This window comes from Nitrospira sp. Vd2 (genome assembly GCF_979581665.1).
Genome location: NZ_CEFZSK010000038.1, coordinates 32787 through 57293 on the forward strand (window position 1 = coordinate 32787; position 24507 = coordinate 57293).

Annotated in this window: 26 protein-coding genes; 21 read left to right on the top strand and 5 right to left on the bottom strand. The window is 62.2% G+C overall.

The window, feature by feature from the left end; translation table 11 throughout:
• Positions 1–34: 34 nt before the first annotated feature.
• The 8 genes from AC1U7K_RS14760 to AC1U7K_RS14795 all read left to right on the top strand — a co-directional run bounded on the left by AC1U7K_RS14760 (position 35) and on the right by AC1U7K_RS14795 (position 6163).
• Positions 35–718, top strand: a complete 684-nt coding sequence (locus tag AC1U7K_RS14760) for a BON domain-containing protein (RefSeq protein WP_480252261.1) — start codon at positions 35–37, stop codon at positions 716–718.
• A 138-nt stretch (positions 719–856) separates the two neighbouring features.
• Positions 857–1408, top strand: a complete 552-nt coding sequence (locus AC1U7K_RS14765; protein WP_480252262.1) for an Hsp20/alpha crystallin family protein — start codon at positions 857–859, stop codon at positions 1406–1408.
• Positions 1409–1501: 93 nt separating this feature from the next.
• A complete protein-coding gene (locus AC1U7K_RS14770; protein ID WP_480252263.1) occupies positions 1502–2734 on the top strand; it encodes a zinc-dependent alcohol dehydrogenase in 1233 nt (410 codons plus the stop codon).
• A 23-nt stretch (positions 2735–2757) separates the two neighbouring features.
• Positions 2758–2958, top strand: a complete 201-nt coding sequence (locus tag AC1U7K_RS14775; RefSeq protein ID WP_480252265.1) for a hypothetical protein — start codon at positions 2758–2760, stop codon at positions 2956–2958.
• Positions 2959–3013: 55 nt separating this feature from the next.
• Positions 3014–3373 (top strand): hypothetical protein, encoded by a 360-nt coding sequence (locus AC1U7K_RS14780; protein WP_480252266.1) that lies wholly within the window; start codon positions 3014–3016, stop codon positions 3371–3373.
• 17 nt (positions 3374–3390) lie between these two features.
• Entirely contained in the window at positions 3391–4056 is a 666-nt protein-coding gene (locus AC1U7K_RS14785) for a phosphoribosyltransferase (protein ID WP_480252268.1), read from the top strand.
• Entirely contained in the window at positions 4053–5396 is a 1344-nt protein-coding gene (locus AC1U7K_RS14790) for an erythromycin esterase family protein (protein ID WP_480252270.1), read from the top strand. Before AC1U7K_RS14785 ends, AC1U7K_RS14790 begins: the two co-directional genes overlap by 4 nt.
• Positions 5397–5500: 104 nt before the next feature.
• Positions 5501–6163: a dienelactone hydrolase family protein gene (locus tag AC1U7K_RS14795; RefSeq protein WP_480252271.1), complete on the top strand. Its 663-nt coding sequence runs from the start codon at positions 5501–5503 to the stop codon at positions 6161–6163.
• Positions 6164–6243: 80 nt separating this feature from the next.
• On the opposite strand, the gene AC1U7K_RS14800 is transcribed toward AC1U7K_RS14795, so the two are convergent.
• A complete protein-coding gene (locus AC1U7K_RS14800) occupies positions 6244–7389 on the bottom strand; it encodes an SRPBCC family protein (RefSeq protein WP_480252272.1) in 1146 nt (381 codons plus the stop codon).
• A 219-nt stretch (positions 7390–7608) separates the two neighbouring features.
• On the opposite strand from AC1U7K_RS14800, the gene AC1U7K_RS14805 reads away from it, so the two are divergent.
• From AC1U7K_RS14805 to AC1U7K_RS14835, 7 genes are all read left to right on the top strand, one after another.
• Complete coding sequence (locus tag AC1U7K_RS14805) at positions 7609–8085, top strand: CBS domain-containing protein (protein ID WP_480252274.1); 477 nt, start codon at positions 7609–7611, stop codon at positions 8083–8085.
• Positions 8086–8111: 26 nt separating this feature from the next.
• The gene (locus AC1U7K_RS14810) at positions 8112–8417 is read left to right on the top strand and encodes a hypothetical protein (RefSeq protein WP_480252276.1); all 306 of its coding nucleotides are present in this window, start codon (positions 8112–8114) and stop codon (positions 8415–8417) included.
• Between the two features lie 81 nt (positions 8418–8498).
• Positions 8499–8864 (top strand): DUF3175 domain-containing protein, encoded by a 366-nt coding sequence (locus tag AC1U7K_RS14815; RefSeq protein ID WP_480252278.1) that lies wholly within the window; start codon positions 8499–8501, stop codon positions 8862–8864.
• Positions 8865–8902: 38 nt separating this feature from the next.
• Positions 8903–9271, top strand: a complete 369-nt coding sequence (locus AC1U7K_RS14820; RefSeq protein WP_480252279.1) for a rhodanese-like domain-containing protein — start codon at positions 8903–8905, stop codon at positions 9269–9271.
• Positions 9272–9337: 66 nt separating this feature from the next.
• Complete coding sequence (locus AC1U7K_RS14825) at positions 9338–9577, top strand: hypothetical protein (RefSeq protein ID WP_480252281.1); 240 nt, start codon at positions 9338–9340, stop codon at positions 9575–9577.
• Positions 9578–9860: 283 nt separating this feature from the next.
• Positions 9861–10325: a response regulator gene (locus AC1U7K_RS14830; RefSeq protein ID WP_480252282.1), complete on the top strand. Its 465-nt coding sequence runs from the start codon at positions 9861–9863 to the stop codon at positions 10323–10325.
• Between the two features lie 146 nt (positions 10326–10471).
• Positions 10472–10921, top strand: coding sequence for a response regulator (locus AC1U7K_RS14835; protein WP_480252284.1), 450 nt, complete (start codon positions 10472–10474; stop codon positions 10919–10921).
• Positions 10922–10943: 22 nt separating this feature from the next.
• Here the strand turns inward: AC1U7K_RS14835 and AC1U7K_RS14840 are convergent, their stop codons facing one another.
• Together AC1U7K_RS14840 and AC1U7K_RS14845 are read right to left on the bottom strand one after the other, a co-directional pair.
• Complete coding sequence (locus AC1U7K_RS14840) at positions 10944–11621, bottom strand: endonuclease/exonuclease/phosphatase family protein (protein ID WP_480252286.1); 678 nt, start codon at positions 11619–11621, stop codon at positions 10944–10946.
• A gap of 102 nt (positions 11622–11723) precedes the next feature.
• Positions 11724–13793 (bottom strand): VTT domain-containing protein, encoded by a 2070-nt coding sequence (locus AC1U7K_RS14845; protein ID WP_480252288.1) that lies wholly within the window; start codon positions 13791–13793, stop codon positions 11724–11726.
• Between the two features lie 474 nt (positions 13794–14267).
• Here AC1U7K_RS14845 and AC1U7K_RS14850 point away from each other — a divergent pair, with 474 nt between their 5' ends.
• From AC1U7K_RS14850 to AC1U7K_RS14860, 3 genes are read left to right on the top strand one after another with little or no spacing between them, the layout of a single operon-like run.
• Positions 14268–14924, top strand: a complete 657-nt coding sequence (locus AC1U7K_RS14850; RefSeq protein ID WP_480252290.1) for an alpha/beta fold hydrolase — start codon at positions 14268–14270, stop codon at positions 14922–14924.
• A 7-nt stretch (positions 14925–14931) separates the two neighbouring features.
• Complete coding sequence (locus AC1U7K_RS14855) at positions 14932–16335, top strand: hypothetical protein (protein WP_480252292.1); 1404 nt, start codon at positions 14932–14934, stop codon at positions 16333–16335.
• Positions 16336–16351: 16 nt separating this feature from the next.
• Positions 16352–17140: an alpha/beta hydrolase-fold protein gene (locus tag AC1U7K_RS14860; protein WP_480252293.1), complete on the top strand. Its 789-nt coding sequence runs from the start codon at positions 16352–16354 to the stop codon at positions 17138–17140.
• On the opposite strand, the gene AC1U7K_RS14865 is transcribed toward AC1U7K_RS14860, so the two are convergent.
• Entirely contained in the window at positions 17128–18051 is a 924-nt protein-coding gene (locus tag AC1U7K_RS14865) for an FkbM family methyltransferase (protein ID WP_480252295.1), read from the bottom strand. The two genes, AC1U7K_RS14860 and AC1U7K_RS14865, sit on opposite strands and share 13 nt — an antisense overlap.
• Before the next feature lie 452 nt (positions 18052–18503).
• Here AC1U7K_RS14865 and AC1U7K_RS14870 point away from each other — a divergent pair, with 452 nt between their 5' ends.
• Entirely contained in the window at positions 18504–20021 is a 1518-nt protein-coding gene (locus AC1U7K_RS14870; protein WP_480252296.1) for an efflux RND transporter permease subunit, read from the top strand.
• A gap of 166 nt (positions 20022–20187) precedes the next feature.
• Here the strand turns inward: AC1U7K_RS14870 and AC1U7K_RS14875 are convergent, their stop codons facing one another.
• Entirely contained in the window at positions 20188–21648 is a 1461-nt protein-coding gene (locus AC1U7K_RS14875; RefSeq protein WP_480252297.1) for a cytochrome B6, read from the bottom strand.
• A gap of 419 nt (positions 21649–22067) precedes the next feature.
• Here AC1U7K_RS14875 and AC1U7K_RS14880 point away from each other — a divergent pair, with 419 nt between their 5' ends.
• Both AC1U7K_RS14880 and AC1U7K_RS14885 read left to right on the top strand, forming a co-directional pair.
• Positions 22068–22700, top strand: a complete 633-nt coding sequence (locus tag AC1U7K_RS14880; RefSeq protein ID WP_480252299.1) for a superoxide dismutase — start codon at positions 22068–22070, stop codon at positions 22698–22700.
• 77 nt (positions 22701–22777) lie between these two features.
• The gene (locus AC1U7K_RS14885) at positions 22778–24490 is read left to right on the top strand and encodes an HAD family hydrolase (RefSeq protein WP_480252301.1); all 1713 of its coding nucleotides are present in this window, start codon (positions 22778–22780) and stop codon (positions 24488–24490) included.
• Positions 24491–24507 lie beyond the last annotated feature (17 nt).

Sequence of the window (24507 nt, forward strand, 5' to 3'; positions counted from 1 at the left end):
CCACGGTCGGCGTCAGGCTATGGGAGGTGGTGCCATGCTACCGAGCGTGATGATCGCGAGCGGCATGGGAGTGGGCGCGGGCCTCATGTATTTGCTCGATCCCGACCGAGGGACGCGCCGGCGGGCGCTACTCCGCGATCACGCAGCGAAGGCGCGCCGCCTTGTCACGGACGGCGCTGATGCGACGACGCGCGACCTTCGCAACCGGGCGTACGGCTGGTGGAGGGAGATCACGTCCTGCTTTCGTCGGGACGACGCTGTCGCGGACGACACTCTTCGAGAACGGGTGCGGGCAAAGCTCGGCATGCTCCTGCGCCATCCGAGCGCGGTGGTGGTCCAGGTGGACCGAGGCCGGGTGCGACTGACCGGGCCGGTGTTGGCCGATGAGGTCGACCACCTCATCGGGATCCTCAAGCGGGTGCCGGGCGTCACAGAGGTGGTGAACGAGTTAGAGGTTCACCAGGACGCGAGCGGCGTACCTGGCTTACAGGGCGGACCTGTCGAGCGCCGGATCGGCGAGCGCAGCGAGTGGATGCAGCGGCACTGGTCGCCGTCCGCTCGGCTGACGGCCGGGGTCGCGGGGACGGCGTTGACGATGTATGGGGCGTCAAAGCGTTCGCTGCCGGGTGTGACGATTGCGGCCGTGGGGGTCGGACTGTTGGCGCGCAGCGTGAGGAACCGGCCGCTGGCCGAGCAGTTGTTGTTGGTCCGTCGCTGAGCGATGGGCGTGAAGAGCCACCACGTATTCAGCGTCCAACACGAGGATTCTGGAAAAGGAGGATACGATGGCGGAGGTGAACTTCAAAAAGGACAAGGGCAGGCAGGGAAGGCGTCGCAGGGAAGCGAAGGCGGATCAATGACCGCGCGCGAGCCCATGGCCATGAGTTCGTGGGGCCGGATGCCGTCGCTCTTCGCCATGACACCGAGAGAACTGTTCAGCGCGAGCCCGTTCGAGCTGATGCGCCGGTTCTCGGAGGAGATGGACCGGTTTTTCGAAGGCGCCGTGCCGCGCGGTGGCGCGATGACCGAATCGCGCGCGTGGGCGCCGCCGATCGAGGTATCGGAACAACACGGCAACTACGTCGTGTGCGCGGAGTTGCCGGGCATTCGCAAAGAGGACGTGAAGGTCGAGTTGACCCAGGACGGCCTCGTGATCACGGGCGAACGCAAACGCGAGCAGGAAGAGCGGCGAGAAGGCCTGTACCGCTCGGAGCGCTCCTACGGCTCGTTTTATCGGCTGGTTCCTATCCCCGAGGAAGCCAACATCGAGCAGGCGAAGGCGCAGTTCGACAACGGGGTGCTCACGGTATCGGTGCCGATGCCGGAGTCCAAGCGCCGGCGCCGTGAGATTCCAATTGAAACCGGCGGGACCTCACAGCAGGGCGGAGGTACCAGCCGAGCGGCGTAAGTCTTTAACAGGCGTTCGAGGTCCAGGAAAAGGCGGTCTTCAACCTCGAACCTCGAACGCCTTTCCTGGAACGCGTTGCTTTGAGGGGGCACCATGAAAGCGGTGGTCTTCTACGGTGTGGGCGATATCCGGTTGACCGAGGAGCCGGAACCCAAGATCCAGCAACGGACGGATGCGATCGTGCGCCTCACGGCAAGCGCAATTTGCGGGACGGACCTCCACATGGTGCGGGGCACGATGCCGGGTATGGAACCTGGAACAATCCTCGGACACGAGGGCGTCGGCATCGTGGAGGAGGTCGGCCCGGATGTGCGGAATTTCCGAGCGGGCGATCGCGTGGTGATTCCCTCGACGATTGCGTGCGGGTCCTGCGTCTATTGCCGTGCCGGATATCAATCGCAATGCGACCAAGCCAATCCAAACGGTCCGAGGGCGGGCACCGCGTTCTTCGGAGGCCCGAAACAAACCGGACCGTTTCAGGGACTGCAGGCGGAGAAGGCGCGCGTACCGTACGCAAACGCCGGCCTCGTCAAAATTCCGGACGACGTCAGCGACGATCAGGCGATCCTGGTTTCCGATATCTTCCCGACCGGCTACTTCGGCGCCGATCTCGCGGAGATTCGGCCGGATGATACGGTCGCGGTGTTCGGCTGCGGACCCGTCGGGCAGTTTGCGATCGCGAGTGCCAAGCTGCACGGAGCGGGACGCGTGATTGCGGTCGACACGATTCCGTCACGCTTCGCGATGGCGCAGGCCCAGGGCGCCGAGGTCGTCGACTACGAAGCCGAAGACCCCGTCCAAGTGATTTTGCGCCTCACCGGCGGCATTGGCGTCGATCGGGTGATCGATGCCGTCGGCGTGGATGCCTCTCGGCCGCACCACGGTCCTGCGGCCGCCTCGCTCGAGGCGGAGCAGCGCCATTTCGATGAAGAGCAAAAGGAGGTCGCTCCGACGGCGCGCCCGCAGGGCGACAACTGGCATCCCGGCGATGCCCCCTCACTCGCCCTGTCGTGGGCGGTCCAAGCGCTGGCGAAAGCCGGCACGTTGGCGATCATCGGCGTCTATCCGCAAACCGCGCGGGTGTTTCCGATCGGCGAGGCGATGAACAAGAACCTTACGGTCAAGATGGGGAATTGCAATCATCGACGATACATCCCGCGGCTGCTCCATCTCGTCCAAAGCCGGGTCATCGACCCGGCCGTCGTGCTGACGCAGACGGAACCATTGATGTCGGCCATTGAGGCGTACAAGGCGTTCGATACGCGGCAACCCGGATGGCTGAAGGTCAAGCTGGATCCAGCGGCCGTCCATGCGATGGCGTCGTAAACGGAGAACGCGCGGTGCGGATCATGACGATAGCACTTGCAATCGGGTTGATGGTCCTTGTTGGGCCGCTGCCGGCAACTGCCGCCGATCCCACGCCGAGTCCCGGTCCGACCGACCCGACGCCGAAACCGGGGAGCCCGTTCCCGGGCCCGGCGCCCAGCCCGCTGCCGACACCGCTGCCGCCTCCACCGACGCCCTTGCCGCCACACGGGACTGCTCGATGACGGCTGTTGAATGTTGAATCGATCCTGAACGTTCAACATGACATCGATGGTTCCCATGACGGAGCCTACCTACCGGGAATCAATCCGAATCGGGTGGTCGCTGCTCTGGCGGGCGGTGGGAAGTTTTATCGCGTTGCTGTTCCTGATCAACGTGCTGCTGCTGTTCGCGATGCCCGAACTCGCGCGTACCGGGCCCTCGCTGTGGGCCTCGCTCCTTCCGCTCGCCGTCGCGAGCGCCGTGTCGCTTCTGCTCATCATGCCGCTGATCGTGCGCGCGCTCTTGGCGAAGCGGTTTTGCGGCTTTCATCTTCAGCTCGTCCATGATGGTTCTCGCACTCAAGGCCTCGGACCATTGGGGACGGTCGACGCCTCTAAGACGGGTCAGGAGCCAGTGGCCGAGCGCAAATCGGGCTGAACTGTAACGGTGAACGAATGGACCAGGTCTTCCGCGATCGTCGGGATGCCGGTCGCTGCTTGGCCGGCCGGCTGGCGGCCTATGCGAATCGCCCTGATGTGCTCGTGCTCGCGTTGCCGCGAGGCGGGGTTCCGGTCGGCTACGAGATCGCGCACGCCCTGCACGTGCCGCTCGATGTGATGATCGTGCGGAAACTGGGCGTGCCGGGCCATGAGGAGTTGGCGATGGGCGCGATCGCAAGCGGCGGAATTCGCGTCATCAATGATGAGGTCGTCCGGCTTCTCACGATCGCCGAGTCCGTCATCGGCGCCGTAGCGGCAAGGGAGCAGCAGGAATTGGTGCGGCGAGAGCGCGAGTATCGAGGGGATCGCCCGTCACCGTCGCTCGAGGGCCGGGTGGTCATGCTCGTGGATGACGGGCTGGCGACGGGATCGACGATGCGGGCGGCCATCGATGCCGTCCGATCCCAACGGCCGGCGCGGGTCATCGTGGCGGTTCCGACCGCTGCAGCCGAAACGTGCGATGCCCTTCGCGCCAAGGTGGACGAGGTGCAGTGCCTGATGACCCCCGAGGCGTTCTATGGCGTCGGCCAATGGTACGAGGACTTTTCGCAGACCTCCGACGAGGAGGTGCGACGGCTCCTCGATGAGGCCGCGTCCTTTCGACTGAGGAAGACAGGATGACGACGACGATCACTGAAGCCGCCGACCTGCTGCGCGAAGCGGCGTGTCGGCTCACCGGCCCGCGCGCCGATTATGATCCGCTACTCGACCGTATCGGTGCGGCGAGCGTCGTCCTCATCGGCGAGGCGTCCCACGGCCCGCGCGAGTTCTATCGCGAGCGTGCGGCGATCACGAGACGGCTGATCGAGGAAAAAGGCTTTACGATGGTGGCGGTCGAAGCGGACTGGCCGGACGCGTATCGCGTGAACCGCTACGTCAGCGGACGGAGCGCTGACCGGTCGCCGGATGACGCGCTCCGGGGCTTCACACGCTTTCCCATCTGGATGTGGCGGAATATCGAGGTGCAGGACTTTATCGCCTGGCTGCGCGCGCACAACGAGGCCCGGCCCGAGCCGCGGAAGGTCGGCTTCTATGGGCTGGATCTCTACAGCCTGCATGCCTCGATGCGCGCCGTGCTCGGTTATCTCGATCACATCGATCCGGACGCCGCCCGTCGCGCGCGCTTCCGATACGCCTGCTTCGATCATTTCGGGGAAGACAGCCAGCGTTACGGCTATGCGGCCGGCTTCGGCCTGACGAAGACGTGTGAGGATGAGGTGGTGACCCAATTGACCGACCTGCACCGCCGTGCCGAGGACTACTTACGGCGGGACGGCTTCGTGGCGGAAGACGAGTTCTTCTATGCCGAGCAGAACGCGCGCTTGGTCAAGAACGCCGAGCGTTACTACCGCAGCATGTTCCACGGGCGGGTGTCCTCCTGGAATGTGCGCGATCAGCACATGGCCGAAACGCTTGATGCGTTGATGACCCACGCCCGTCGCCGGGAGCCCGAGCCGAAGGTGGTCGTGTGGGAGCACAACTCGCATCTCGGCGACGCTCGCGCGACGCAAATGGCTGAGGCCGGGGAGATCAACGTGGGACAACTCGTGCGCGAGCGGTACGGCCGAGCGGCCGTCCTTGTTGGATTCACGACGTACGACGGGTACGTCACCGCGGCGTCCGACTGGGACGGCGAGATGGAGCGGAAGGCGGTGCGCCCGGCCCTTCCCGACAGCTACGAAGCCCTCTTCCATCAAGTCGGTCTGCCCGCGTTCCTCCTCCGCTGGGATGACACCCGCATCCGCCGCGTGCTCGAGGAGCGCCGCTTGGAGCGCGCGATCGGGGTGATTTACTTGCCGGAGACCGAGCGGATCAGCCATTATTTCTATGCCAAGCTCCCGGACCAGTTCGATGCGCTGATCCACATCGATCGCACGCATGCGGTCCAGCCGCTTGATGTCAATCCGCCTCATCCGTGGAAGGACAGTGAGGCGCCCGAGACCTTCCCGACGGGCGTGTAGCTCGTTATTCCTGACTCGTGAATCCTTCTCGTAAGATCGGAGCGGCACATCTTCACTGTTTCACGGCGAACGATCACGAATAACGACCCACGAATATCGACCCGATGAACGAGTGCGCCATCAACATTCCTGTCGGACGCGCTACGCTGTCCGGTGATCTGTCCATGGCCGACGGAGCGACGGGACTCGTCATGTTCGCGCATGGAAGTGGGAGTGGTCGTCTGAGTCCCCGAAACCGTTTTGTGGCTCACACCCTTCAGACCGCCGGCTTGGCCACGCTCCTGGTGGATTTATTGACGGAAGAGGAAGAGCGTGTGGACGCCTATACGATGGAGCATCGCTTCAATATCCGCCTGCTCGCCGATCGGCTGGTGGCACTGACCGATTGGCAAGAGAGCGTCCGCGATATTGGCCGCTTGCCGCTGGGGTATTTCGGCGCCAGTACCGGAAGTGCGGCGGCGTTGATCGCCGCGGCCGAACGGCCACGGGGCGCGAAGGCGATCGTATCCCGCGGAGGTCGGCCGGACCTCGCGCGTGAGTTCCTGTCGAACGTGTCTGCCCCAACCCTGTTGATCGTCGGTGGCGACGACGTGCCGGTGATCGACATGAACCGGGAAGCGCTCGCCGTCTTACAGTGCGAGAAACGACTGGAGATTGTTCCGGGCGCGACCCACCTGTTCGAGGAGCCTGGCAAGTTGGAGATCGTCGCGCGCCTAGCCCGGGAATGGTTCGGTCGGTTCTTAAATGCTGGTCAGGAGGTACGGTGATAAAGCGGTAAACAGTTCTCTGCGTGTATCCCAACGCACAGTCGCTTCCTCTACCGCCGTCCTGCCTTACCTATCGCCACTTACTCCTTCTGAGCCGCGTCACGAGGTGCGACCCCGGTCTCCAGCCGGCTCTTCATCCGCACGAGATCTTCATCGAGCAAGCGCTTCCGATCTTCGCCGAGCATGCGGGCGACGCTGTGTCCGATCGCGCCGGCTGGCGGATTGTAGGTCATCCGGATGTGAATCGTCGTCGTGCCGTCGTTGTTGTCCGAGAATGTCACGATCCCGGCGTGCTGGATCGCGGAGTCTGGCTCCGTCTTCCAAGCCAGCTCTCGATTCGGGACGAACCGGGTGAGGACGGCGTTCCAGGTCAGCGGCACGCCGCCTGGGCCTTCCAGCCGCCAGCGTGACCGCCCCTCACCGGTTTTCTCCACTTGCCGCACGCGGCTCATGAAGTGGGGAAAGTTCTCGTAATTGGCCCAAAAGCTAAAGACGTGCTCGAGCGGCGCGGACACGGTGATCGTCTTCGTGATGTCGACCGCGCGGCGCCCGGCTGCGACACCCGTGAGGCGCTGGAATTCAAGATTCGTCACGGCCCGCGCGATCAACGCCAAGCCTACCACGGCCAACCCTCGCCCTCGTAGGCTGCGATGAGACAGGCCGTAGGCCACCATCGCTGCTCCGAGCGTGCCTGCCGTCATGCGTGCCGATGGCGACCAGTTCGTCTGCAGAAATTCGAATTGGCGGCGGCGCGGGATTTTCGCCGGCTGGCCCTGTAGGCCGGGGATGTTGCCCGGCTCGTCGTGGACCTCCAAACGGTTCTCGATGTCGGCGAGGCCGGGTACGCGTTCGATCTCGGACAGCAGCCGCTCGACCTCGTCGCGAAGGACCGGTCCACTCAAGATGACGCGGCCCTGCCGGACGTCCACCTCGACGGAACTCGGGTGGCGGACCAGGAATCCAAGCCGCGACCGCACCCGTTCGCGGAGTACCCGATCGTCGGCCGGTCCGCGACCGACGCGTGACTGAAGCGCACGTGCGACACCCACCGCCCGGTTGCGTGCATCGCGCCACGTGGTTCCCATCGCTTCTTGCGTCACATTGGCCGAACGGCGGACTTGATCTCGGAGTAGCGCGCGACGCCGGTTCCCGGTCTCCGGGTCGAGCAGATACATCAACCCGGCCCCCACGCCGATTCCACTCAACGCGAATATCGTCTTGTTCATGGCGTCACCTTTGTCTTCATATTCGATCTCTCACTGGTACCCTGTTCCGCTCAGGTGGCCTAGAGGCCAAGCGGCATCATCCTGTCGGCATGGGGGCTGACAGGCCGTTTCACGGTGACTTCCATGAGTCTTCCTCATCGACTCTGGATTAGCACGGCGCAAGGGGGGGAGAATGCCTGTTCGAGACGCTGAAATGGCAACCTGGTATCGGAGGATGCCATGAACATCAAAGACGTGATGACGACGAGTCCGAACTGTTGTCTTCCCTTCGATACGGCGGTGCGAGCGGCCCGCATGATGAAAGAGAAGAACATCGGCGTCGTACCGGTCATCGAAAACGAGCAGACCCGCCGTGTCGTCGGAGTGGTCACCGATCGCGATCTGTGCCTGGCTGTCGTGGCGGAGGGCCTCGACCCCGCTGCAGTCCAAGTCAAGCAGTGCATGACACCCAATGTCGTGGCGTGTCGGCCCGACGACGACGTGAACAAGGCGGTGGAATTGATGCGTGAAAATCAGGTGCGGCGCATTCCTGTGGTGGACGACGAGGGCGTCATCCAAGGCATGGTCTCAACGGCCGATCTTCTCCAGCGGTCCGATATCTCCACGAGCGACACCCACGAAACACTCAAGAAGGTCACCGAACCGACCGAGGCACCGAGCAAGCCGCGTGGAGCGGTGTTGCGACAAACGGCGTAGTTGGCATCGCAGAATCGAGGGACGCTATGGATCGACAACATACCATCGTGCTCTGTACGGTGGCGTTCGTGCTGTGTCTCGTCGCGGCCGCTCCGAGCCCCGGTGATCAACCGGAGGTCGTGACCGGCATTCTCGAGGAGCTGGACTTGAGCAAAGCGAAAGGCAAACTCAGAACCGATCTGGGGAAGCCGATTTTCTTCGAGGTCGCCAAGCCTGAGCTGTTCGAAGGACTGACGGTGGGAGAGCGGATCACCATTCGGGTGGACAATCAGGGACGTGCGGTCAAGGTGACCGATGTCCCGGCGCCCGAACTCAAACAACCGCTTCCGTGAACCGGAACCGGCGAGGAGAGCTCCGCGAAGACATGCACGCCTTCGTGAAGGCAGGCAGGGCGCACGGACCATGGAGGTGTGATGAGGGGACAGGGAAAGCCGAGCCGATCTGCCCGGCGTCGTACGCCCACGACCCGCTCAAGACGACGAAGCGGTAAAGGAGGCGGATCGACGACTCGCCGGTATTGGTCCGCCGACGTCATGCGGCGCAGTGATGCGTTGGATTTGGAGCCCGGTGTGTTCCGATTCACGAACCCGCAGCAGATTGCGGCGTCGCTGAAACGTTCGGCCGAGCGCAGCACCAGGCGGAAGGGGACGCCCTATCAGTCCGCCATGTCGATGCTGAATTTCTACATCAACCGGGCCGGAAAAACCTTGAGCCCATCTCGCAAACGTATTCTCGAACGCGCGAAGCCCGAGCTGCGGAAAGCGTTCGGGCGGACGTAGCATTTCAGAACGTTCATCAACGGAGTGGAGGACTACCGATGAAAGTGACCATGCCGAGTCCAACCGAGGCGAAGGAATATTTTGAAGTCAAGCTGCAGTGTACGACCGGGCCGGTGGAGCTGGACCGGATGATTCAAGACGGCGAAGACATCAATGTCGTCGATGTCCGAGCCGCGGAAGACTACGCCGAGGGCCACATCCCGTGCGCAATCAACCTTCCGAAGGAGAAGTGGAAGACATTGGCGGGACTGTCGAGAGATCGCGTCAATATTCTCTACTGCTATTCCCAAACGTGCCATTTGGCGGCCGCGGCGGCCGTCGAGTTCGCACGGCAGGGATACTCCGTTATGGAGATGGAAGGCGGATTCAAGACGTGGCGAGACCTTGATCTGCCCGTCGAGAAGTAAGCCGTCGTACCGCCGACGATTCTGTTGATTCCAGCGATCCACGGAAATTTCAAGACGAGATCAGCAATGGCACTTGTGAAACATCTGGAAGACGCGGCAGACAGGCTCAAGAAAGCTGCCACGCAGGTCGAGGAGGCCAGAGGACAGCCTGTAACGCCGGACAATACACGCGTCTGGCTGGAGGCGCTCACCGAATATGTCTTCGCTCTCTCTGCGCTTCAGGATCTGACGACCGAAGCGTTGGAGGAGAAGCTGGAAGAGCTGCGGACGCGGCAGCGCCAGGCGGGGCGTGGAGCGGAAGTATGACGACCAGGCGGAGGTTCCCTCTCTGGATAGAGCAAGCCGGTGGCGCTCTGCGTGACCGGCTTGCGGTTCTCATGAAAACTGGCGGGCCTGGATCGATCGAAGAGAAGATGGCAAACAGCCTTATACTCGTCGTGTTCCTCAATTGCGTGTTCCCTCGAGAGTCGACTGCGCTGCTGTCGAGTTTAATGAGCAGTCCTCCCCGGACCGGCAGTCCTAAGCGGTTTTCGGAATTGCCACCGACGCTCGGCTCTCGGTAATCTTTCCCGGACTCACCGGATCCTTGATGGTACGTCAAGAGATCCACCCCATTGCGACTGCGTCTCAGGCCACATCGTCACGGTTCGTCGTTCTGGTTGTCCGGATGGCTTCATCCGTGCCCAAGCCGATTCTGCTGATCGTGGAGAACGATGACGAAACGAGGCGGCTCTATGCCGATGCGCTGCACCGTCTTGGCGCCACGATCATCGAGGCGGCGAATGCCTACGAAGCCTACGACCATCTGAAGAAGGCGCCCGTCTCGCTCATTCTGACGGACATCAATATGCCGGGAGGAGGGATCGACTACCTGACTCGATTGCGGGAGCGAGTCCCGAGGTGTCCGATTCTTGCCGTATCGGGCATGGCCGGAGAGACCATCCGACAGGCGGCCCTGGAGGCCGGGGCCGATCTATTTCTCGCGAAGCCGGTTTCGACTCGCGAGCTGCAAGAAGCCGTCAAAGACGCCCTGAAAAAGCGAGGTGGGCCATGACGCTCACCATGACGGAGCCAGGTATTGTTCTCCTTCTGCTGTCATCTATCTAAGGCTTCCACCGAATAGACGTACGCCTACACGGCGTAGGAAAATCCCTCCTGACTGATGACAACAATGTCTACGAACCATATCTTGAGTATTCCATGGTGACACCTGTGTCCCTTTTGATCCTTGATGACGATCCGGCGCTGTTGCAAGGCCTCGCGGACATGTTGGAATTTCGCTTACCCGGTGTGGTGGTCGACACGTGCAGCGATCCCAGCCGTGCGGTCTCGCTCGTGCGCGAACGGTCCTACGCGGTGATCCTGTGTGATCTTTGGATGCCCACGCGAAATGGGCTCGAGCTGTTGCCCGAACTACGCTTGGCAGCGCCGGATGCGACTGTGATCCTGATGAGTGCCGTCGACGACGAAGCGATTCGTCATCACGCGACCAGGCTCGGAGCGGCGACCTTTATCGCCAAACCGTTTGACCGCGACGCCGTCTGCGCGGCCGTGAGGCGCTGTCTTACGCCCTTGCCCCAAGAAGCAGGCGTGAAGCGGCCGCGAGTCACGCTGAGGACGACCGCGGCTCAGCCGTTCGGTTCTTTCTGAGTCACAGCACCGCGGCCTTGGCCTACCACTCGATCACCGCCTTGAGCGGCAGGTGATCGGACGCTCGGCGCGCGAGAGGGCTCTTATGGGTCTTTACCTCCACAAGCGTGCCGGGCGGCCGGATCCAAATACGATCGAGCGCAAAGACGGGCAGCCTTGACGGGAACGTCGGCGGAGCCGGCGAGTGGCCGAAGGTCGCCTTGATCCAGTGTAACGGCCGTCCCCACAAAAACCATTCGTTGAGGTCTCCCATCAAGACGCAATGGGTCGTCCCGAACCGCGCGAGCAGCCGTTGCACCTGTACCCTGCGCTCGGCCGGCTTCAGGCCGAGGTGCGTGACGATGAGCTGCAGCATCTCGCCCTCACAGTCGAGGTCGGCATCGATCGCGCCGCGTGGCTCTCGGTCATGCAGACTCAAATCGACGCGCCGGACCGCCGTGATCGGACAGCGGGTCAAGAGCGCGTTGCCGTAATGCCAAGGATCCTGGAGCAGCGTCGGCCCGGCCACCGGGTGCAGTTTCGTCTCATCTGCAAACCACTGCAGCAATTCCAGCCCCCGATGCTCGCGTGAATTGACCTCCTGCAGGCCGATGATATCGGCATTCAATTCGAGAAGGACGCCGAGCACGCGGTCCGGATCGTACCGTCCATCCAACCCGCGGCATTCGTGAATGTTATAGGTCGCAATCGTCAGGCGCATGGCGCATGCATCGCGATTCGTGAGCCGTCACGTCGCAAGGTTCAGATGACGGATGTCCCGGCACTCTGTGTCGATCTTGATTCACGATGCTCGAATCACAGTTCACGAGTCACCCTCCTGCCCGCCTAGCCAACGGCGAAGGATCAGCGTGCCGGCGACGATGATCGACACGATGATGGCCAGCACCGTCACACTTCCGATGCCCGGATCGCGCACGGCCTCGGTGACCTGATCCACGAACAGCGACACACCGAGCAGACCGGGTAATTCGCCGATGATGCTCCCGATGAGGAAATCCCGGAACCGGATATGTGAAGCGCCGGCGACGAGGTTGACGATCGAGAACGGCGCGACCGGAATGATGCGAATCGCGATCACCGCCAGCACGCCCCGGCGGGCTAACCGATGGCTGATGGTGTTCAATCGTGAACCCGAGAGCCGCTTGACCGTGTTGTGCCCCACGACGTGACCGATGCCGAACGTCATGAGTGCGCTCAACGTCATCCCGAGAAACGAGTAGAGAAAGCCTTGCCACGCGCCGAGCGCAAGGACGGTGACGGCAATAAGCGCGGTGACGGGCATCACGACCAAGCCGCCGGCGAGAAAGGCCGTGACCGTCATGAACGGTGCGAGGGGGCTGTCTTTGAAGCGCTCGGCGTACTGAACGAGCAGCGGGATATCGAGCCACTCGCGCAGCGAGGTGTAACGCCAGGCGAGGGCAAGCACGACCAGCGCCAGAAGCACCGCGGCGCCGAGCACGACCTGTCGGCGTGCCGGCCGTCGATGGTCACGAGGCACCACCTGATCGGCCACCACGTCCGCATCCAAGGGACGGTCGGGGTCGATGATTTCGGCATCGGGAATCCAGGTGTCGACCTCGGCAGGGATGCAACTGTCGAAGATCTCCAACGTCCGTTCGCCTCCGGAGAGCGCGCTCACGGCACCGAGCAGCGAGCGATGCCGTGCGGCGGTCTCGGCTACTACCTCGGGCGACGTCCCGAGGTGTTCGGCAAGCAGCCGATGACGGAACCCCGCGATCGCCCGGCTCACCGTCTCGTCGCCACACGCTTCGACGGCGACATCGCATTCGGTGTCGAAGCCCATGGAGCGATTGCTCAAGTTCGCCGATCCAACGCGAACGAGCTCGTCATCGACGATCAAGACCTTGCTGTGAACGCTCAAGCATTGACCGTCCAAGCCGGGGACCCGTGGATAATACAGCTCCAAGCGCTGATGGCGGTCGGCGGCACGGAGGCGCTTGAGCAGACGGCCGCGCAGCACATCCATCGTATGCTGCTCCAGCCACCCGTCACTGTTCGGATGAAGCACGATGAGAATTTCCGGCCCATCGGGCTCCTCGATCCGGCGGCGGAGTTCCTCGCCGATGAGGCGGGACGTGAGATACTGCGTTTCGATGTAGAGATATCGCCGTGCAGCACGGATCGCATCGAGAAACAAATGCTCGACTTCACGCACCTCCGGCCGGCCGTTGTGAGCCGGCTCGGTGCGCGCGATCGCGACCTCGACGTTCCTGAAGTCGGGAAGCACATGCGGCGGCCACGGGTCCTGCGTCGACGGTTGTACCGGCGGTAGCCGTCGGCCCGTCGCGCGTGCCCACCGTTCGCGGGCCAGCTCGCCCAGCGCGTTCGCCGCCATTCCGTCGACCACGACTTGGACGTCGTGGAACGGCCGGCACGGCCTGCCATCGGGAAACCGTCGAAGCGGATGGCGAGGACGATGCTCGGGGGTATCCCACCGGCACTGGGCAAAGTCGAGGCCTCCGACAAACGCCAGCGCATCATCGATGACGACGACCTTCTGATGATGAGAAGCCCAGAGCGGGTGCTGCGCGTCCGTTGTGAAGTGCAGGCGCCGGCTGCTGCCCAGGTTCGACAGCGGCCACCATTCCCGCTCAAGCGCATAAATCACATGGAAATCCCACGTCAGGACGTAAACGTGCAGGCCGCGACGTCGAACGACGAGCGCCCGAAGAAACTCACCGAGGCCCACCGGCAGTCCGTCCGACTCCTCACCATCCTGCAAGCGAATCCGCGTGTCGAAGTCCCACCCGAGAATCACAATTCTCCGCTCGGCCCGTACGGCGGCAACCCGAAACGCTTGGAAGTATGCGGCCCCGTCGATCAGGAACGCGGCACGGTTGGCCGGCTCCATTCGCCAACAGTTCCGTCCGGGCATGAGTGTCCGCGGAGAGATGCGAAGACAGGGGTCAATCAAGAGCAGCTCTCGGCATGCAGGGGTGCGGGAACGATCGCGGGCGGTTGTGTCGCCATGGCTGTTGGATACAGGCAGCAGAGCAGTCGCAAGCGACGCACTACATGCATGTATCGTAAACGTTGACACGCCCCGTCTTTAGTGCAGATAGCAGAGGCGCCGTGTCGGCGGCAGGATGACAATTGGGAGTGCTGTGTGATGAGTGCTGAGTCATAACGTCGGGAACTGGCCGCTCGAATTATGAAGCGTCTTCTTTGCTCCGCGTCTGTCACTCATCACTCAGCACCCAGCACCCAACACTGTTATTCGGGAACGCAGCACTGTCTGAGCGACCAATGGACGCCTACGCGCTTTGGCCGAATCTATGCTCGAACGGGAGAGCCGGTTGGCGTAGCCGCCGCTTCGCTGCCGGTGATGCTCGTGCATGGCCTGGTCGTGTCGAGCCGCTATATGGTTCCAACGGCAGAGCGACTTGCGGGATCGTATCGGGTCTTTGCCATCGACTTGCCGGGGTATGGGAAGAGCGACAAGCCCTCCGTGCGCTTGTCGCTTGCAGAGCTGGCGGATGCGATCGCGGAGTGGATGGATCGACAAGGATTCGCGCGGGCTGACTTCATCGCGAACTCGTTTGGCTGCCAAGTGCTGGCCGAATTCGCCGTTCGGCACGCCGATCGCGTCAGCCGATTGGTGTGGCAAGGGCCGACGATCGATCCCGCGGCCCGAACTCTCTGGCAACAACTGCGGCGGCTCCTTAAGAATTCGCGGCGCGAGTCGCCACGGTTAGGATGGATCACGTTGCGCGACTATCTGGCCGCCGGGCCTCGCCGTGTTGTGCATACGGTCCGTATCGCGCTGGCCGATCGCATCGAGGGGAAGCTTGCGCACGTGAAGGCGCCGGTGCTGGTCGTCCGCGGGGAGCGCGATCCGGTCGTGACACAGAAATGGGCGGAGACCGTCGTGCGTCTGCTTCCCCGCGGGCAACTCGCGGTGATGGCGGGCCTCGCTCATACGATCAACTATACGGCGCCTGACCGGTTCGTTGAGGTCATTCGACGTTTCTTGAAACGTTGAGAGGACGATGATCAAAGAGCCGCCGTATCTCGCCGATTTCGACTCCGCGCTGGGGATGCTGCGCGCGCTGTCGCGGTACCTTCGTGGCGAAGATTTCCCCATGCTCGGCGCCGTCCCGCGATGGAGTGGCCCCGCGATGCGAAGCCTCGGCAAGCTGGTGAACCGCTTGCCCCGTTGGGCCGCCGAGCAGGTCTATATTTGGAGCGGGTGGCTCGAAGCGATCTCCGCGAGGCAGATCGATGACATCGATCAGGACGCGATGGCCGAGTGGATCGTGAGCTGCTATCCCAGGCGGCGGTATCCCGCCGTCGTCATCGGCTCGGCCAACGGCGCGGCCACGCACTTGTGGGCGGCACTCGGTATCCCGTGGCTGCCGCAGACCGTGCTCGTGCCGGTGGCCCGCTCCGGTATTGCGCCGGATGAACCACAACGGGAGTTTGAATGGGGACGGCGCCATGCCGCCCGCGTCTTGTCGCGCAACCCGGCGCTGCAACTCCATCACATGCACGATCCCGTGCAGGATCGGCTGATGGTCCAGCGCATGAGCTACTTTCGCTTCAAGCGTCTGGCCCTCGGCCCGAGTTACGAGCGGTTCTTGAAGGAATGCTTGGAGCCTGGTGGGACGATCATCACCTGCGAGTGCACGCTGACCTGGCCGGTGACCCAGCGCGCCGAGCGGGACCTCTTTCAGTTCGGTGCGCTGGGCGGGGCGACCATCGAAGAGATGCACTGCGGGGGACCGCGCGTGGCGGAGTACCTCGAGCGCCATGGTTCCGGACACCGACGGTGGCACCCGCTGGCAGTGAGCCGGTGGGCACCGGAGGCCGAATGGGGATTTGAACCGGCCCTGTTGGACGACATTCTCCGCCTGGCCGCCGAGCAAGGCTGGCAGGTTCGTCGCCTGCTCTTTGAGCAACCGGAAACCGTGAGTGGGCTCGTCGCCGACCTGTACACCTGGTGGAACGAGCGACGCAGGATCCGAGATCGACGGCTGATCGTTGAGTCATTCATCTTGATGGAACCGTACTGGACGGTACGGACGGGCTCGGTGCCGTTCTGGATGGTGTTCAACAAGCAGCCGTCGCTCGAAGCGTTAGAACGGTACCTGAGCGATCGCGTCTTCGATGAAATCTATCTGATGCTCTTCTCGCACGGCGTCGATTCCATCGGCCTGGTCCCGATCCGTCGGTGGCGGGACACGCTGGCCCGCGCGAGACGACGAGGCGCATTCCTCGGGGGCGATGAGCGAGCGTTTCCTCGCGACTTCGCGGTCTACAGCCGATACCATCAGGCGCTTGTGAGAACGATCAAGGCGCGCTATCCCTTTCCGCCGCCGTTGACTCTTGCAGATCTCGACGTGGTCGTTCGGGGATGGGACTCCTATGGCGTTCGGTGGACTCGCGCGGCGTAACTGGAAGGATTGACCCATGCAGCCCCTGCAACTCGGACGAGTGACGCGCGGTGTCTTGTCTCGGCTCGCGGTTCATGTGCCGCCGCTCGTTCGGTGGTTGCCGGTTGGTGACTCGTTGGTCGCCGAATATCACCCGAGCCTCCACCGCGCCGGTGAACGTGATTTGTTGGTGCTCCTTCCGGGCATCGGTGATATGCCGCGAGATTTTTCTCGGTGGGGCTTCATCGAAGAATTGCACGGACGCGCGTTTCCCATGGATGTCGTCGCCGTCGATACCCATTACGGGTACTACGCGCGCCGCACAGTCATCGAGTGTTTGCATCGTGACGTGATGAGGCCCGCCGGGCGCGTGTACCGGCGTATCTGGCTCGGCGGCATCTCGCTCGGCGGCTTCGGCGCGCTCTATTACGCCTCGCACTATCCCCACGACATCACCGGAGTGATCGCCATGGCGCCGTTCCTGGGCGGCGGCCCCTGCTGGAAGAGATCGCTCGGGCCGGCGGCCTCTTGCGTTGGCAGCCTCGCCCTGAAGAGCGGGATGAGATTCGTCGGCTATGGAGCTGGCTCAAGGATTACGGGGTCGCGGGTCGCGTTCAACCGTCGCTCATGTTGGCGTACGGCGACCGTGACACGTTCGCCATGGCTCATCAGCTCTGGGCCGTCGTGCTGCCGGGCGAGCGCGTCTTTGTCGAGCCGGGCGGCCACGATTGGAAGACCTGGCGCCGACTCTGGGACCGGGTCGTCCAATCGCGTCCCTTCGCGTTGCATCGTGAGCCGGCGACGTGAGCGTGGTCACACGAGATGAAGCGCATCGAGTACCTGTCCGGCCCTGTCTCTTGGGACCATCAGGTAGTTCAAGTGCGTGTAGGTGGGATCGCCTTCGATTCTTGGCTTGGCGATCAGACCGTCGCGCGTGATGATGAAATACGAATAGCCGAGCGGATCCAGCAGCGTGTGAAGCGCCGGCTCGGTCAAGCCGCGCAGGACCTCGCAGATGATGATCGGGCGATCCCGTTCAAGACAGCGCCTGGCGCCGCGTAGCACCTTGTCCTCGGTACCCTCGGTATCGATCTTCATAGCGTCCGGACCACAGCCGTGTTCGGCGGTAAACGAATCGACGGTCACTCCCGACACCGTGATGGTCTCGGCGGGTTCTCTGAATCCAGGCAAGGTCGACGCTTCTGTCGGAAATTGTCCTTTCGGAACGAAGAGCCGAAGGTCACCTTCCCGGTCGCTCACCGCATACGGAAATGTCTGAACGTTCGAGGCGCGATTCAAACTGATGTTGCGTCGCAACCGATGATAGATGCGGGGCACCGGCTCGAACGCGTAGACCGATCGCGACGGATCCTGTACGCCGGCCATGATGGCATAAATTCCCGTATGACTTCCGATATCGAAGACGGTGCCCACATGCGGCAATAACCGCGCAAAGAGATCGAGCGTCTCGCCGCCATGGGTCTCGGGACCTTCGGCTTCGAGATGCATGGCATTCCAATCATCCGTTCTTTCCAACACGAGCTTCGAACGGAATGACGGGATTCGTGGACTGAACAGACCAAAGAGATACGAGTGCGAATTGATCACATGGGCGGGGAGCATGCGGACCGCGCCATGCGGCATCCGTCGGAGTGCCGCACGCAAGAGCGGCTTGAACGGGCGTAGAACGGTTCTCGCGACCCGATCGTCACTGACGGTTCGATGACGTGTCTGCATCCGCTCTTGTAGAGCGAGAATGACACGATGAAAATCGGCAGCGGGCCTACGCTCATTCCCGCCTCCAACCATCCGTCCCGCTCGCCTCGATCCAGATGAGCGGAGCCATCGGGGTGAACTTGCGCACACTCGAATCAGTGCGGACGTGAGCGCGAGACGAAGGGCGAGCGCTATTCATGGTTCCGACATTCAAAAAGCGGACGACGACGCAATGGCGCTCGCTTATCGTTGACTTAAAAGTTCGATGATCTTCCAACCTTTTTTAGCGACGCGCGCCCTGTACGGTTTGGCTCCTCGGTATGCTCATCACGCGGCACGGCATCGGTACATGCTTTGCACCCGTCGTTTAACCATAGCATTCCGGCCCTGGCGCATCCGTCGCCTTTTGATGGCCGACACTGCGTCGAGTATCGGGGCCCGCCGAACCACGGCTGCTTGCTTGGGTGTCTGTTGTGAACCAAGTCGTTCTCATCGCCCTACGCAGACCCTTCACCTTCGTCGTGATGTCCATCCTCATCATGATATTCGGAACGCTGACCGTTCTCCATATGCCGACCGACGTCTTGCCGAATATCACGATCCCGGTCACCTCGGTGGTCTGGATCTACTCGGGCCTACTGCCGCAGCAGGTGGAGGGGCGCATCACGTATCTGTTCGAGCGCTTCCTGACCTCGACGGTGGAAGGCATCAAGTACATCCACAGCAACTCCTACTTCGGGAGCAGCATCACGAATATTTATCTGCAGGACGGAGTCAATGTGGGCAGGGCCGAAGCGGACATCACCGCGATTGCTCAGACCGTCGTCAAGGCGCTGCCGCCCGATATTTCGCCGCCCATGATCATGCGTCTCGCGCCCTCCTCGATCCCGGTGGCCATGCTCGAAGTCAGTGCGGACAACATGACGCCGGGGGAGCTCTTTAACCTCGCCTACATGCGTATCCGTCCCCTGCTCGTGACCGTCAACGGCGCGATCCTGCCACAGCCATACGGCGGCCAAGCCATGCAAGTCATGGTCAACCTCGATCCACGGAAATTGCTTGCACGTCATCTCACGCCGGCCGACGTGCACACGATCCTCAGCCGGCAATACCGGGTGCTCCCGACCGGCGACATCAAGATCAAGTCGACGGACTGGATTGTCCAGACCAACGCTTCGCCGATGAAGATTCATGATTTTGCCAGCATTCCGATCAAGCGAGAAGGTAACGCGTTCGTTTATCTATGCGACGTCGCCACGGTGCAGCTCATGGGGCGGGTGCAACAGAATGCGGTGTTGGTGAAGGGCAAGCAGATCGTCATCATTGTGGTGATGAAGAGCACCGAGGCGTCGACGTTGGCGGTGGTGGATGGGATCAAGAAGATGATTCCGAGGGCTCAGCAAATCGTCCCGGAGGGCGTGAAGATCCGGCTCCTCGACGATGCCTCGACGTTCGTCAAGGACGCCATTGCGGACGTGTTGCATGAAATGCTGACCGCCGGCGCCCTGGTGGGTCTCATCGTGCTGCTGCTGCTCGGCTCATGGAGGGCCACCGTCATCGTGTGGACGTCGATCCCTCTGTCGATCCTGACCGCCCTCATCGGCCTGCATTGGCTCGGGGAGACGATCAACGTGATGACGTTGAGCGGTTTGGCACTGGCCGTCGGTATCCTGGTCGACGATGCCACCGTGATGATCGAGAACATCGACCGCCATATCGAGATGGACAAGGCGCTCGAGCCCGCGATTATCGATGCCGCGAATCAGATCGTGGTCCCGACGCTCGTCGCCACTCTTTGCATCGCCATCGCCTGGTTCCCCCTCTTCGGCCTCGGCGGCGCCTCCGGCTATCTGTTCAAGCCCATGGCGGAGGCGGTCATGATCGCGATGCTCGCTTCCTTCATCCTGTCGCGCACGCTCGTGCCCACCATGGCGAAATACATGATGAAGAGTCACCATAGCGGCGCATCATCCGACAGCGCCGCGGCATGAGGTGCCGGCAAGGACCAGGCGGGCTTCAGATCGAGGACGAACCTGCTCGTGCACCAGGCCGGTAATGCCTCGGACGCATCAATTGCCCGGCAGACCCGCTCGATCGCTCGATCGAGTGCCTGATCGCCGAACATACCTCCATTCGCCAAAAGGACGCGGTCGGGCGTTACAAGGCCCGCATGAACGCGACGAGCGCGGTCTTCTCTTCACGATTGAGCTGGAGGCCGCCGACGACGTTAAAGAATTCGACGGTGTCTTCGAGCGTCAGCAAGCGACCATCATGGAAATACGGCGGCGAGTCCTTGATGCCGCGAAGGACGAAGGTCTTGATCGGCCCATCTCCCTGCGCACCGAATCGCTCGAGCTTCAGGTCGTGCATCTGATGGTCGGTGTACGCGGGCGGTTTGTGGCACGCCGCGCATTGCGCTTTTCCAAAAAACAGCTCCTCGCCCTTGATCTCCTGCTCGGTGGCCTTCGCGCGGTTCAGCCGACCCGTCATCGGATTCAGTTTCGGGGCCGGCGGAAAATCGATCATGTTCTGCATCTGCGCCATATGCGGGACGAGTAGACGATCGATCGGCACCATCCCTTTTTTTGCCGCCCGGATGTGATCGCCGTTGAAGTACGCCGTGCGTTGCTCGAACTCGGTAAAATCCTCGACCGATCGAATGCTGCGCTTCGAGCCGTGGATCTGCTGGTTGAACATGCCGCGAAGACTGACAGTATCGAGGCGCAACCGGTCGAGCTGGGGACGGGTGTCGGGATTCAAGTGAAACTGCCCGGTCGTATGGAAGTTGACATGGCAATCGAGACACGCCACGCCTAAGCTCGGCTTGGTCGACTTGCGATCCGGCGTTCCATTGAACTCTTCTTGCGGCAACTGCATCACGAGCATCCGAAGGCCATCCAACTGGACCGGTGTCACCAGTCCCCGGAAAAGGCGATCGAAGTTCTCCGCACTTAACACCTCGCCTTGCGACACGTCGCCAAGCTCGGGATGCGTCGTTAAAAAGATCGGCGGCGGAAATTCCGGCAGGAAACAGTCCGGGAGATCGAACTCGACGTCGAACCGCTCCAGCCGTGGAAATTGCTTGGTCTGAACTTGCGGAAATACTTGCCCGCCCACTTCCTGTTTCACATGGGGCAAGCGGTCGAATCCGGCCGGGAACAGCTGCTTGCTCTTGATGTCGTCCGCCTCCATCTGTCCCAGCTTCTCCCAGGTCAGGCCGCTCTTGAGCTTCACGGTCGGGCCGATCGGTTGCGACTTGCCCTTTGTCATCGTCACGCCCGGCTTCGACTCGCATCCGAGATCATAGCGCTCTTGAAGCAGGTGCTTTTGTCTATTCATCACCTTCGGCTTGTCGGCGAGATCTTTTGCCATCACCTCTTCAGCGATCTTGTAGGCGTCCTGCCCGGGCGGGGCGCCGAAGAGGTCATGGGAGAAGTCCACTCCGTCAAAGCCTTTCCGTTTGGTCTCGGCGATGTCGGCCGCAGCGGATTCCTTTGATTGGGCTGCGGCGCGGGGCTCATGGCGCGGTTCGGCAGCTCTCAGGTGGCCGGTCCACCACAATATGGCGGTGGTTCCGACGGCGAGGAGAACGGACAGTAATGCTTTCGCGTTCGGCATAGCGTTCCTCTCGTGCGCAGTGTGCAATCGCGCTCTGAGGGTACCTGGAGTCGAAGAGTGGCGACTATCCGAAGCGCGGGCGTACAGATGTCAGTGGAGAAGGATCGGAAACCAGGCGCGAAAGATCGTGGCCAACGCGGCCCTTCCTACAGTAGGGGGCAAAACGGTGGAATCGGCCGTGCAATTGTCTTCAGGTCAACGCGACCGTGCAGTTTAAGTTTAAAGAGTTCCTCACTCGTTACGTCCCGACTCACGGGCCAGCCCGGCGCCATACGCTCTTGAAGAGGCCGACTGCGGCGGTGTTCCGTCGAATCACCTCGTCGGCAAAACCCCGGCATGAGGAGCCCCGTCCGGCTGATGGTCGTGGCGCTTCTGTTCCGACACCATAGGGCCCAGGCCTCAATCAGGGAGGGTCAAGGATGAAAATGGTGGCACCGTATCCCGTCAAATCATTCGATCTCCACAGCCTGAACGGTATTTCGAATCCGACACTGGAGATGCACCTGAAGCTGTATGAAGGGTATGTGAAGGCGACCAATGACCTCGTGGCGCGCATTCGCGAATTTTTAAAGGATGGCAAAGTCGACCAGGAGGAAATGCCGGCCTATTCCGAGCTGACGCGCCGGCTGGGATTCGAATACAACGGCATGGTGCTCCATGAATATTACTTCGAAAACTTGACGCGCGGCGGATCGAATGAACCAGGTCGGGACTCAGGGTTTCGCAAAGCGGCGGAAGAGAGCTTCGGCAGTTATGACGTCTGGAAGGCTGATTTCATCGGCGTGGGGAAGATGCGCGGGGTCGGTTGGGCGATCTGCTATCTGAACCCCGCGAACGGTCGGCTTTCCAATCATTGGATCACGCTGCACGAGATCGGCAACGTGGCGGGATTCGTGCCGGCGCTGGTCATGGACGCCTGGGAGCATGCCTTCATTTTGGATTACGCGCCGTCGCAACGGGCGGAGTACATCGAAGCGTTCTTCTCGAATGTCAATTGGCGGGCAGTCGAGGAGCGGCTCAATGCGCGCCCGGCCTATGCGAGAGCGGGATGAAAGGACGTGATGAGTGTGAGTGCTGGGTGAGCATTCTTAGCGCTCTTTAACTCAGCACTCAGCACTGAAGCATTGTTATGCGTTACCTTGCATTGGCCGCAGATTACGACGGAACGCTGGCGCACGACGGAAAGGTCGATTCAGCCACGGTCGAGGCGCTGGAGCGATTGATCGCGTCCGGCCGACGGCTCATCCTCGTGACCGGCCGCGAGTTGGACGAGCTGATCAGTATCTTTCCGGCGATCGAATTGTTCGAGCGCGTGGTCGCGGAAAACGGCGGGCTGCTGTATCGTCCGGCCACGCGCGAGCATACCGTCCTGGGGCAGGAGCCGCCGAAGGCATTTGTCGACGAGCTCCGGCAACGTGGGGTGCAGCCGTTGTCGGTCGGGCGGTCCATTGTCGCCACCGTGCATCCCAACGAAACGACCGTGCTCGAGGTGATCCGCGATCTCGGGTTGGAATTGCAGGTGATCTTCAACAAGGGATCGGTGATGGTCTTGCCGGCGGGCGTGAACAAGGCGAGCGGCTTGATGGCGGCGCTCCGCGAGCTTACTCTCTCGCCGCACAACGTCGTGGGCGTCGGCGACGCCGAGAACGACCACGCCCTGCTCAAGCTGTGTGAATGCGGGGTGGCGGTGTCGAATGCCGTCGCCACGTTGAAAGAGACGGCGGACTGGGTGACCGAGGCCGATCATGGCGCAGGCGTGGCCGAATTGATCCGAGCGCTGATCGAGGATGATCTGGCACGGCTTGCGGGCAAGCTGACCCGTCACCATATCACGATCGGCCATCGGGACAACGGCGACGCCGTCACGTTCGTGCCCTATGGCACGAATCTCTTGATCGCGGGATCTTCGGGGAGCGGGAAGTCGACGGTCGCGACCGGATTGCTCGAGCGGCTTGGTGAACGAGGCTATCAGTTCTGCATCATCGATCCGGAGGGCGACTACGAAGGGTTCGAAGGGCCCGTCGTGCTCGGTACCAGTGACCGGCCGCCGACCGTCGCCGAGGTGCTCCAGGTGCTTGAGACTCCCGACGCGAACGCCGTGGTGAATCTCGTCGGCCTGCCGCTCCAGGACCGCCCGACGTTTTTCGTGGGTCTCCTCCCGCGACTCCAGGAGCAGCGCGCGAAGACCGGCCGGCCCCATTGGATTCTTGTCGACGAAACCCATCATCTGCTGCCGTCCGGCTGGGACCCGGCGCCCTTGGCGCTCTCGCAAAAGCTTGCGGGCATGATGTACATCACCGTCCATCCGGATCATGTCGCCAATCCCGTGTTGGAAAGCGTCGACCTCATCCTGGCCCTGGGCGAGAACCCAGAGGAGACGATCAAGTGGTTCGCGACGGCGATGGGGCATCGCATTCCTTCTATCGAACCCGTGGAATTGAAGCCGGGCGAGGCATTGATCAGCGCCAGGCCGTGGAGGGAACCTCCCTCGAAGATCCACATCGCGCCGAGCAAGTTGGACCGTCGCCGTCACCAGCGCAAGTATGCGGAAGGGGAGCTGCCGAGCGAGCGCAGTTTTTATTTTCGCGGTCCGGACGGCAAGTTGAATTTACGTGCTCAGAACTTGATCCTGTTCATGCAAATCGCGGATGGCGTGGACGATGAGACGTGGCTCTACCATCTTCGGCAAGGCGACTATTCGCGGTGGTTTCGCGACGCGATCAAAGATGAAGTCTTGGCCGAGGAGGCGAAGCGCATCGAATCACGCCATGACGTGCCGGCGGCGGACAGCCGCCGGTTGATGCGGGGCGTCATCGAACGCCATTACACGATTCCGGCGTGACGGGATCAAGCCGAGCT

Coding starts and splice junctions, on each gene's coding strand:
- AC1U7K_RS14795 (WP_480252271.1), top strand. CDS start 5,501: ATGAACGAGTGCGCCATCAACATTCCTGTCGGACGCGCTACGCTGTCC.
- AC1U7K_RS14810 (WP_480252276.1), top strand. CDS start 8,112: ATGGATCGACAACATACCATCGTGCTCTGTACGGTGGCGTTCGTGCTG.
- AC1U7K_RS14875 (WP_480252297.1), bottom strand. CDS start 21,648: ATGCCGAACGCGAAAGCATTACTGTCCGTTCTCCTCGCCGTCGGAACC.
- AC1U7K_RS14880 (WP_480252299.1), top strand. CDS start 22,068: ATGAAAATGGTGGCACCGTATCCCGTCAAATCATTCGATCTCCACAGC.
- AC1U7K_RS14780 (WP_480252266.1), top strand. CDS start 3,014: ATGACGGAGCCTACCTACCGGGAATCAATCCGAATCGGGTGGTCGCTG.
- AC1U7K_RS14855 (WP_480252292.1), top strand. CDS start 14,932: ATGATCAAAGAGCCGCCGTATCTCGCCGATTTCGACTCCGCGCTGGGG.
- AC1U7K_RS14820 (WP_480252279.1), top strand. CDS start 8,903: ATGAAAGTGACCATGCCGAGTCCAACCGAGGCGAAGGAATATTTTGAA.
- AC1U7K_RS14770 (WP_480252263.1), top strand. CDS start 1,502: ATGAAAGCGGTGGTCTTCTACGGTGTGGGCGATATCCGGTTGACCGAG.
- AC1U7K_RS14825 (WP_480252281.1), top strand. CDS start 9,338: ATGGCACTTGTGAAACATCTGGAAGACGCGGCAGACAGGCTCAAGAAA.
- AC1U7K_RS14760 (WP_480252261.1), top strand. CDS start 35: ATGCTACCGAGCGTGATGATCGCGAGCGGCATGGGAGTGGGCGCGGGC.
- AC1U7K_RS14805 (WP_480252274.1), top strand. CDS start 7,609: ATGAACATCAAAGACGTGATGACGACGAGTCCGAACTGTTGTCTTCCC.
- AC1U7K_RS14765 (WP_480252262.1), top strand. CDS start 857: ATGACCGCGCGCGAGCCCATGGCCATGAGTTCGTGGGGCCGGATGCCG.
- AC1U7K_RS14790 (WP_480252270.1), top strand. CDS start 4,053: ATGACGACGACGATCACTGAAGCCGCCGACCTGCTGCGCGAAGCGGCG.
- AC1U7K_RS14865 (WP_480252295.1), bottom strand. CDS start 18,051: ATGCAGACACGTCATCGAACCGTCAGTGACGATCGGGTCGCGAGAACC.
- AC1U7K_RS14860 (WP_480252293.1), top strand. CDS start 16,352: ATGCAGCCCCTGCAACTCGGACGAGTGACGCGCGGTGTCTTGTCTCGG.
- AC1U7K_RS14800 (WP_480252272.1), bottom strand. CDS start 7,389: ATGAACAAGACGATATTCGCGTTGAGTGGAATCGGCGTGGGGGCCGGG.
- AC1U7K_RS14830 (WP_480252282.1), top strand. CDS start 9,861: ATGGTACGTCAAGAGATCCACCCCATTGCGACTGCGTCTCAGGCCACA.
- AC1U7K_RS14840 (WP_480252286.1), bottom strand. CDS start 11,621: ATGCGCCTGACGATTGCGACCTATAACATTCACGAATGCCGCGGGTTG.
- AC1U7K_RS14815 (WP_480252278.1), top strand. CDS start 8,499: ATGAGGGGACAGGGAAAGCCGAGCCGATCTGCCCGGCGTCGTACGCCC.
- AC1U7K_RS14850 (WP_480252290.1), top strand. CDS start 14,268: ATGCTCGTGCATGGCCTGGTCGTGTCGAGCCGCTATATGGTTCCAACG.
- AC1U7K_RS14885 (WP_480252301.1), top strand. CDS start 22,778: ATGCGTTACCTTGCATTGGCCGCAGATTACGACGGAACGCTGGCGCAC.
- AC1U7K_RS14785 (WP_480252268.1), top strand. CDS start 3,391: ATGGACCAGGTCTTCCGCGATCGTCGGGATGCCGGTCGCTGCTTGGCC.
- AC1U7K_RS14835 (WP_480252284.1), top strand. CDS start 10,472: ATGGTGACACCTGTGTCCCTTTTGATCCTTGATGACGATCCGGCGCTG.
- AC1U7K_RS14845 (WP_480252288.1), bottom strand. CDS start 13,793: ATGGAGCCGGCCAACCGTGCCGCGTTCCTGATCGACGGGGCCGCATAC.
- AC1U7K_RS14775 (WP_480252265.1), top strand. CDS start 2,758: ATGACGATAGCACTTGCAATCGGGTTGATGGTCCTTGTTGGGCCGCTG.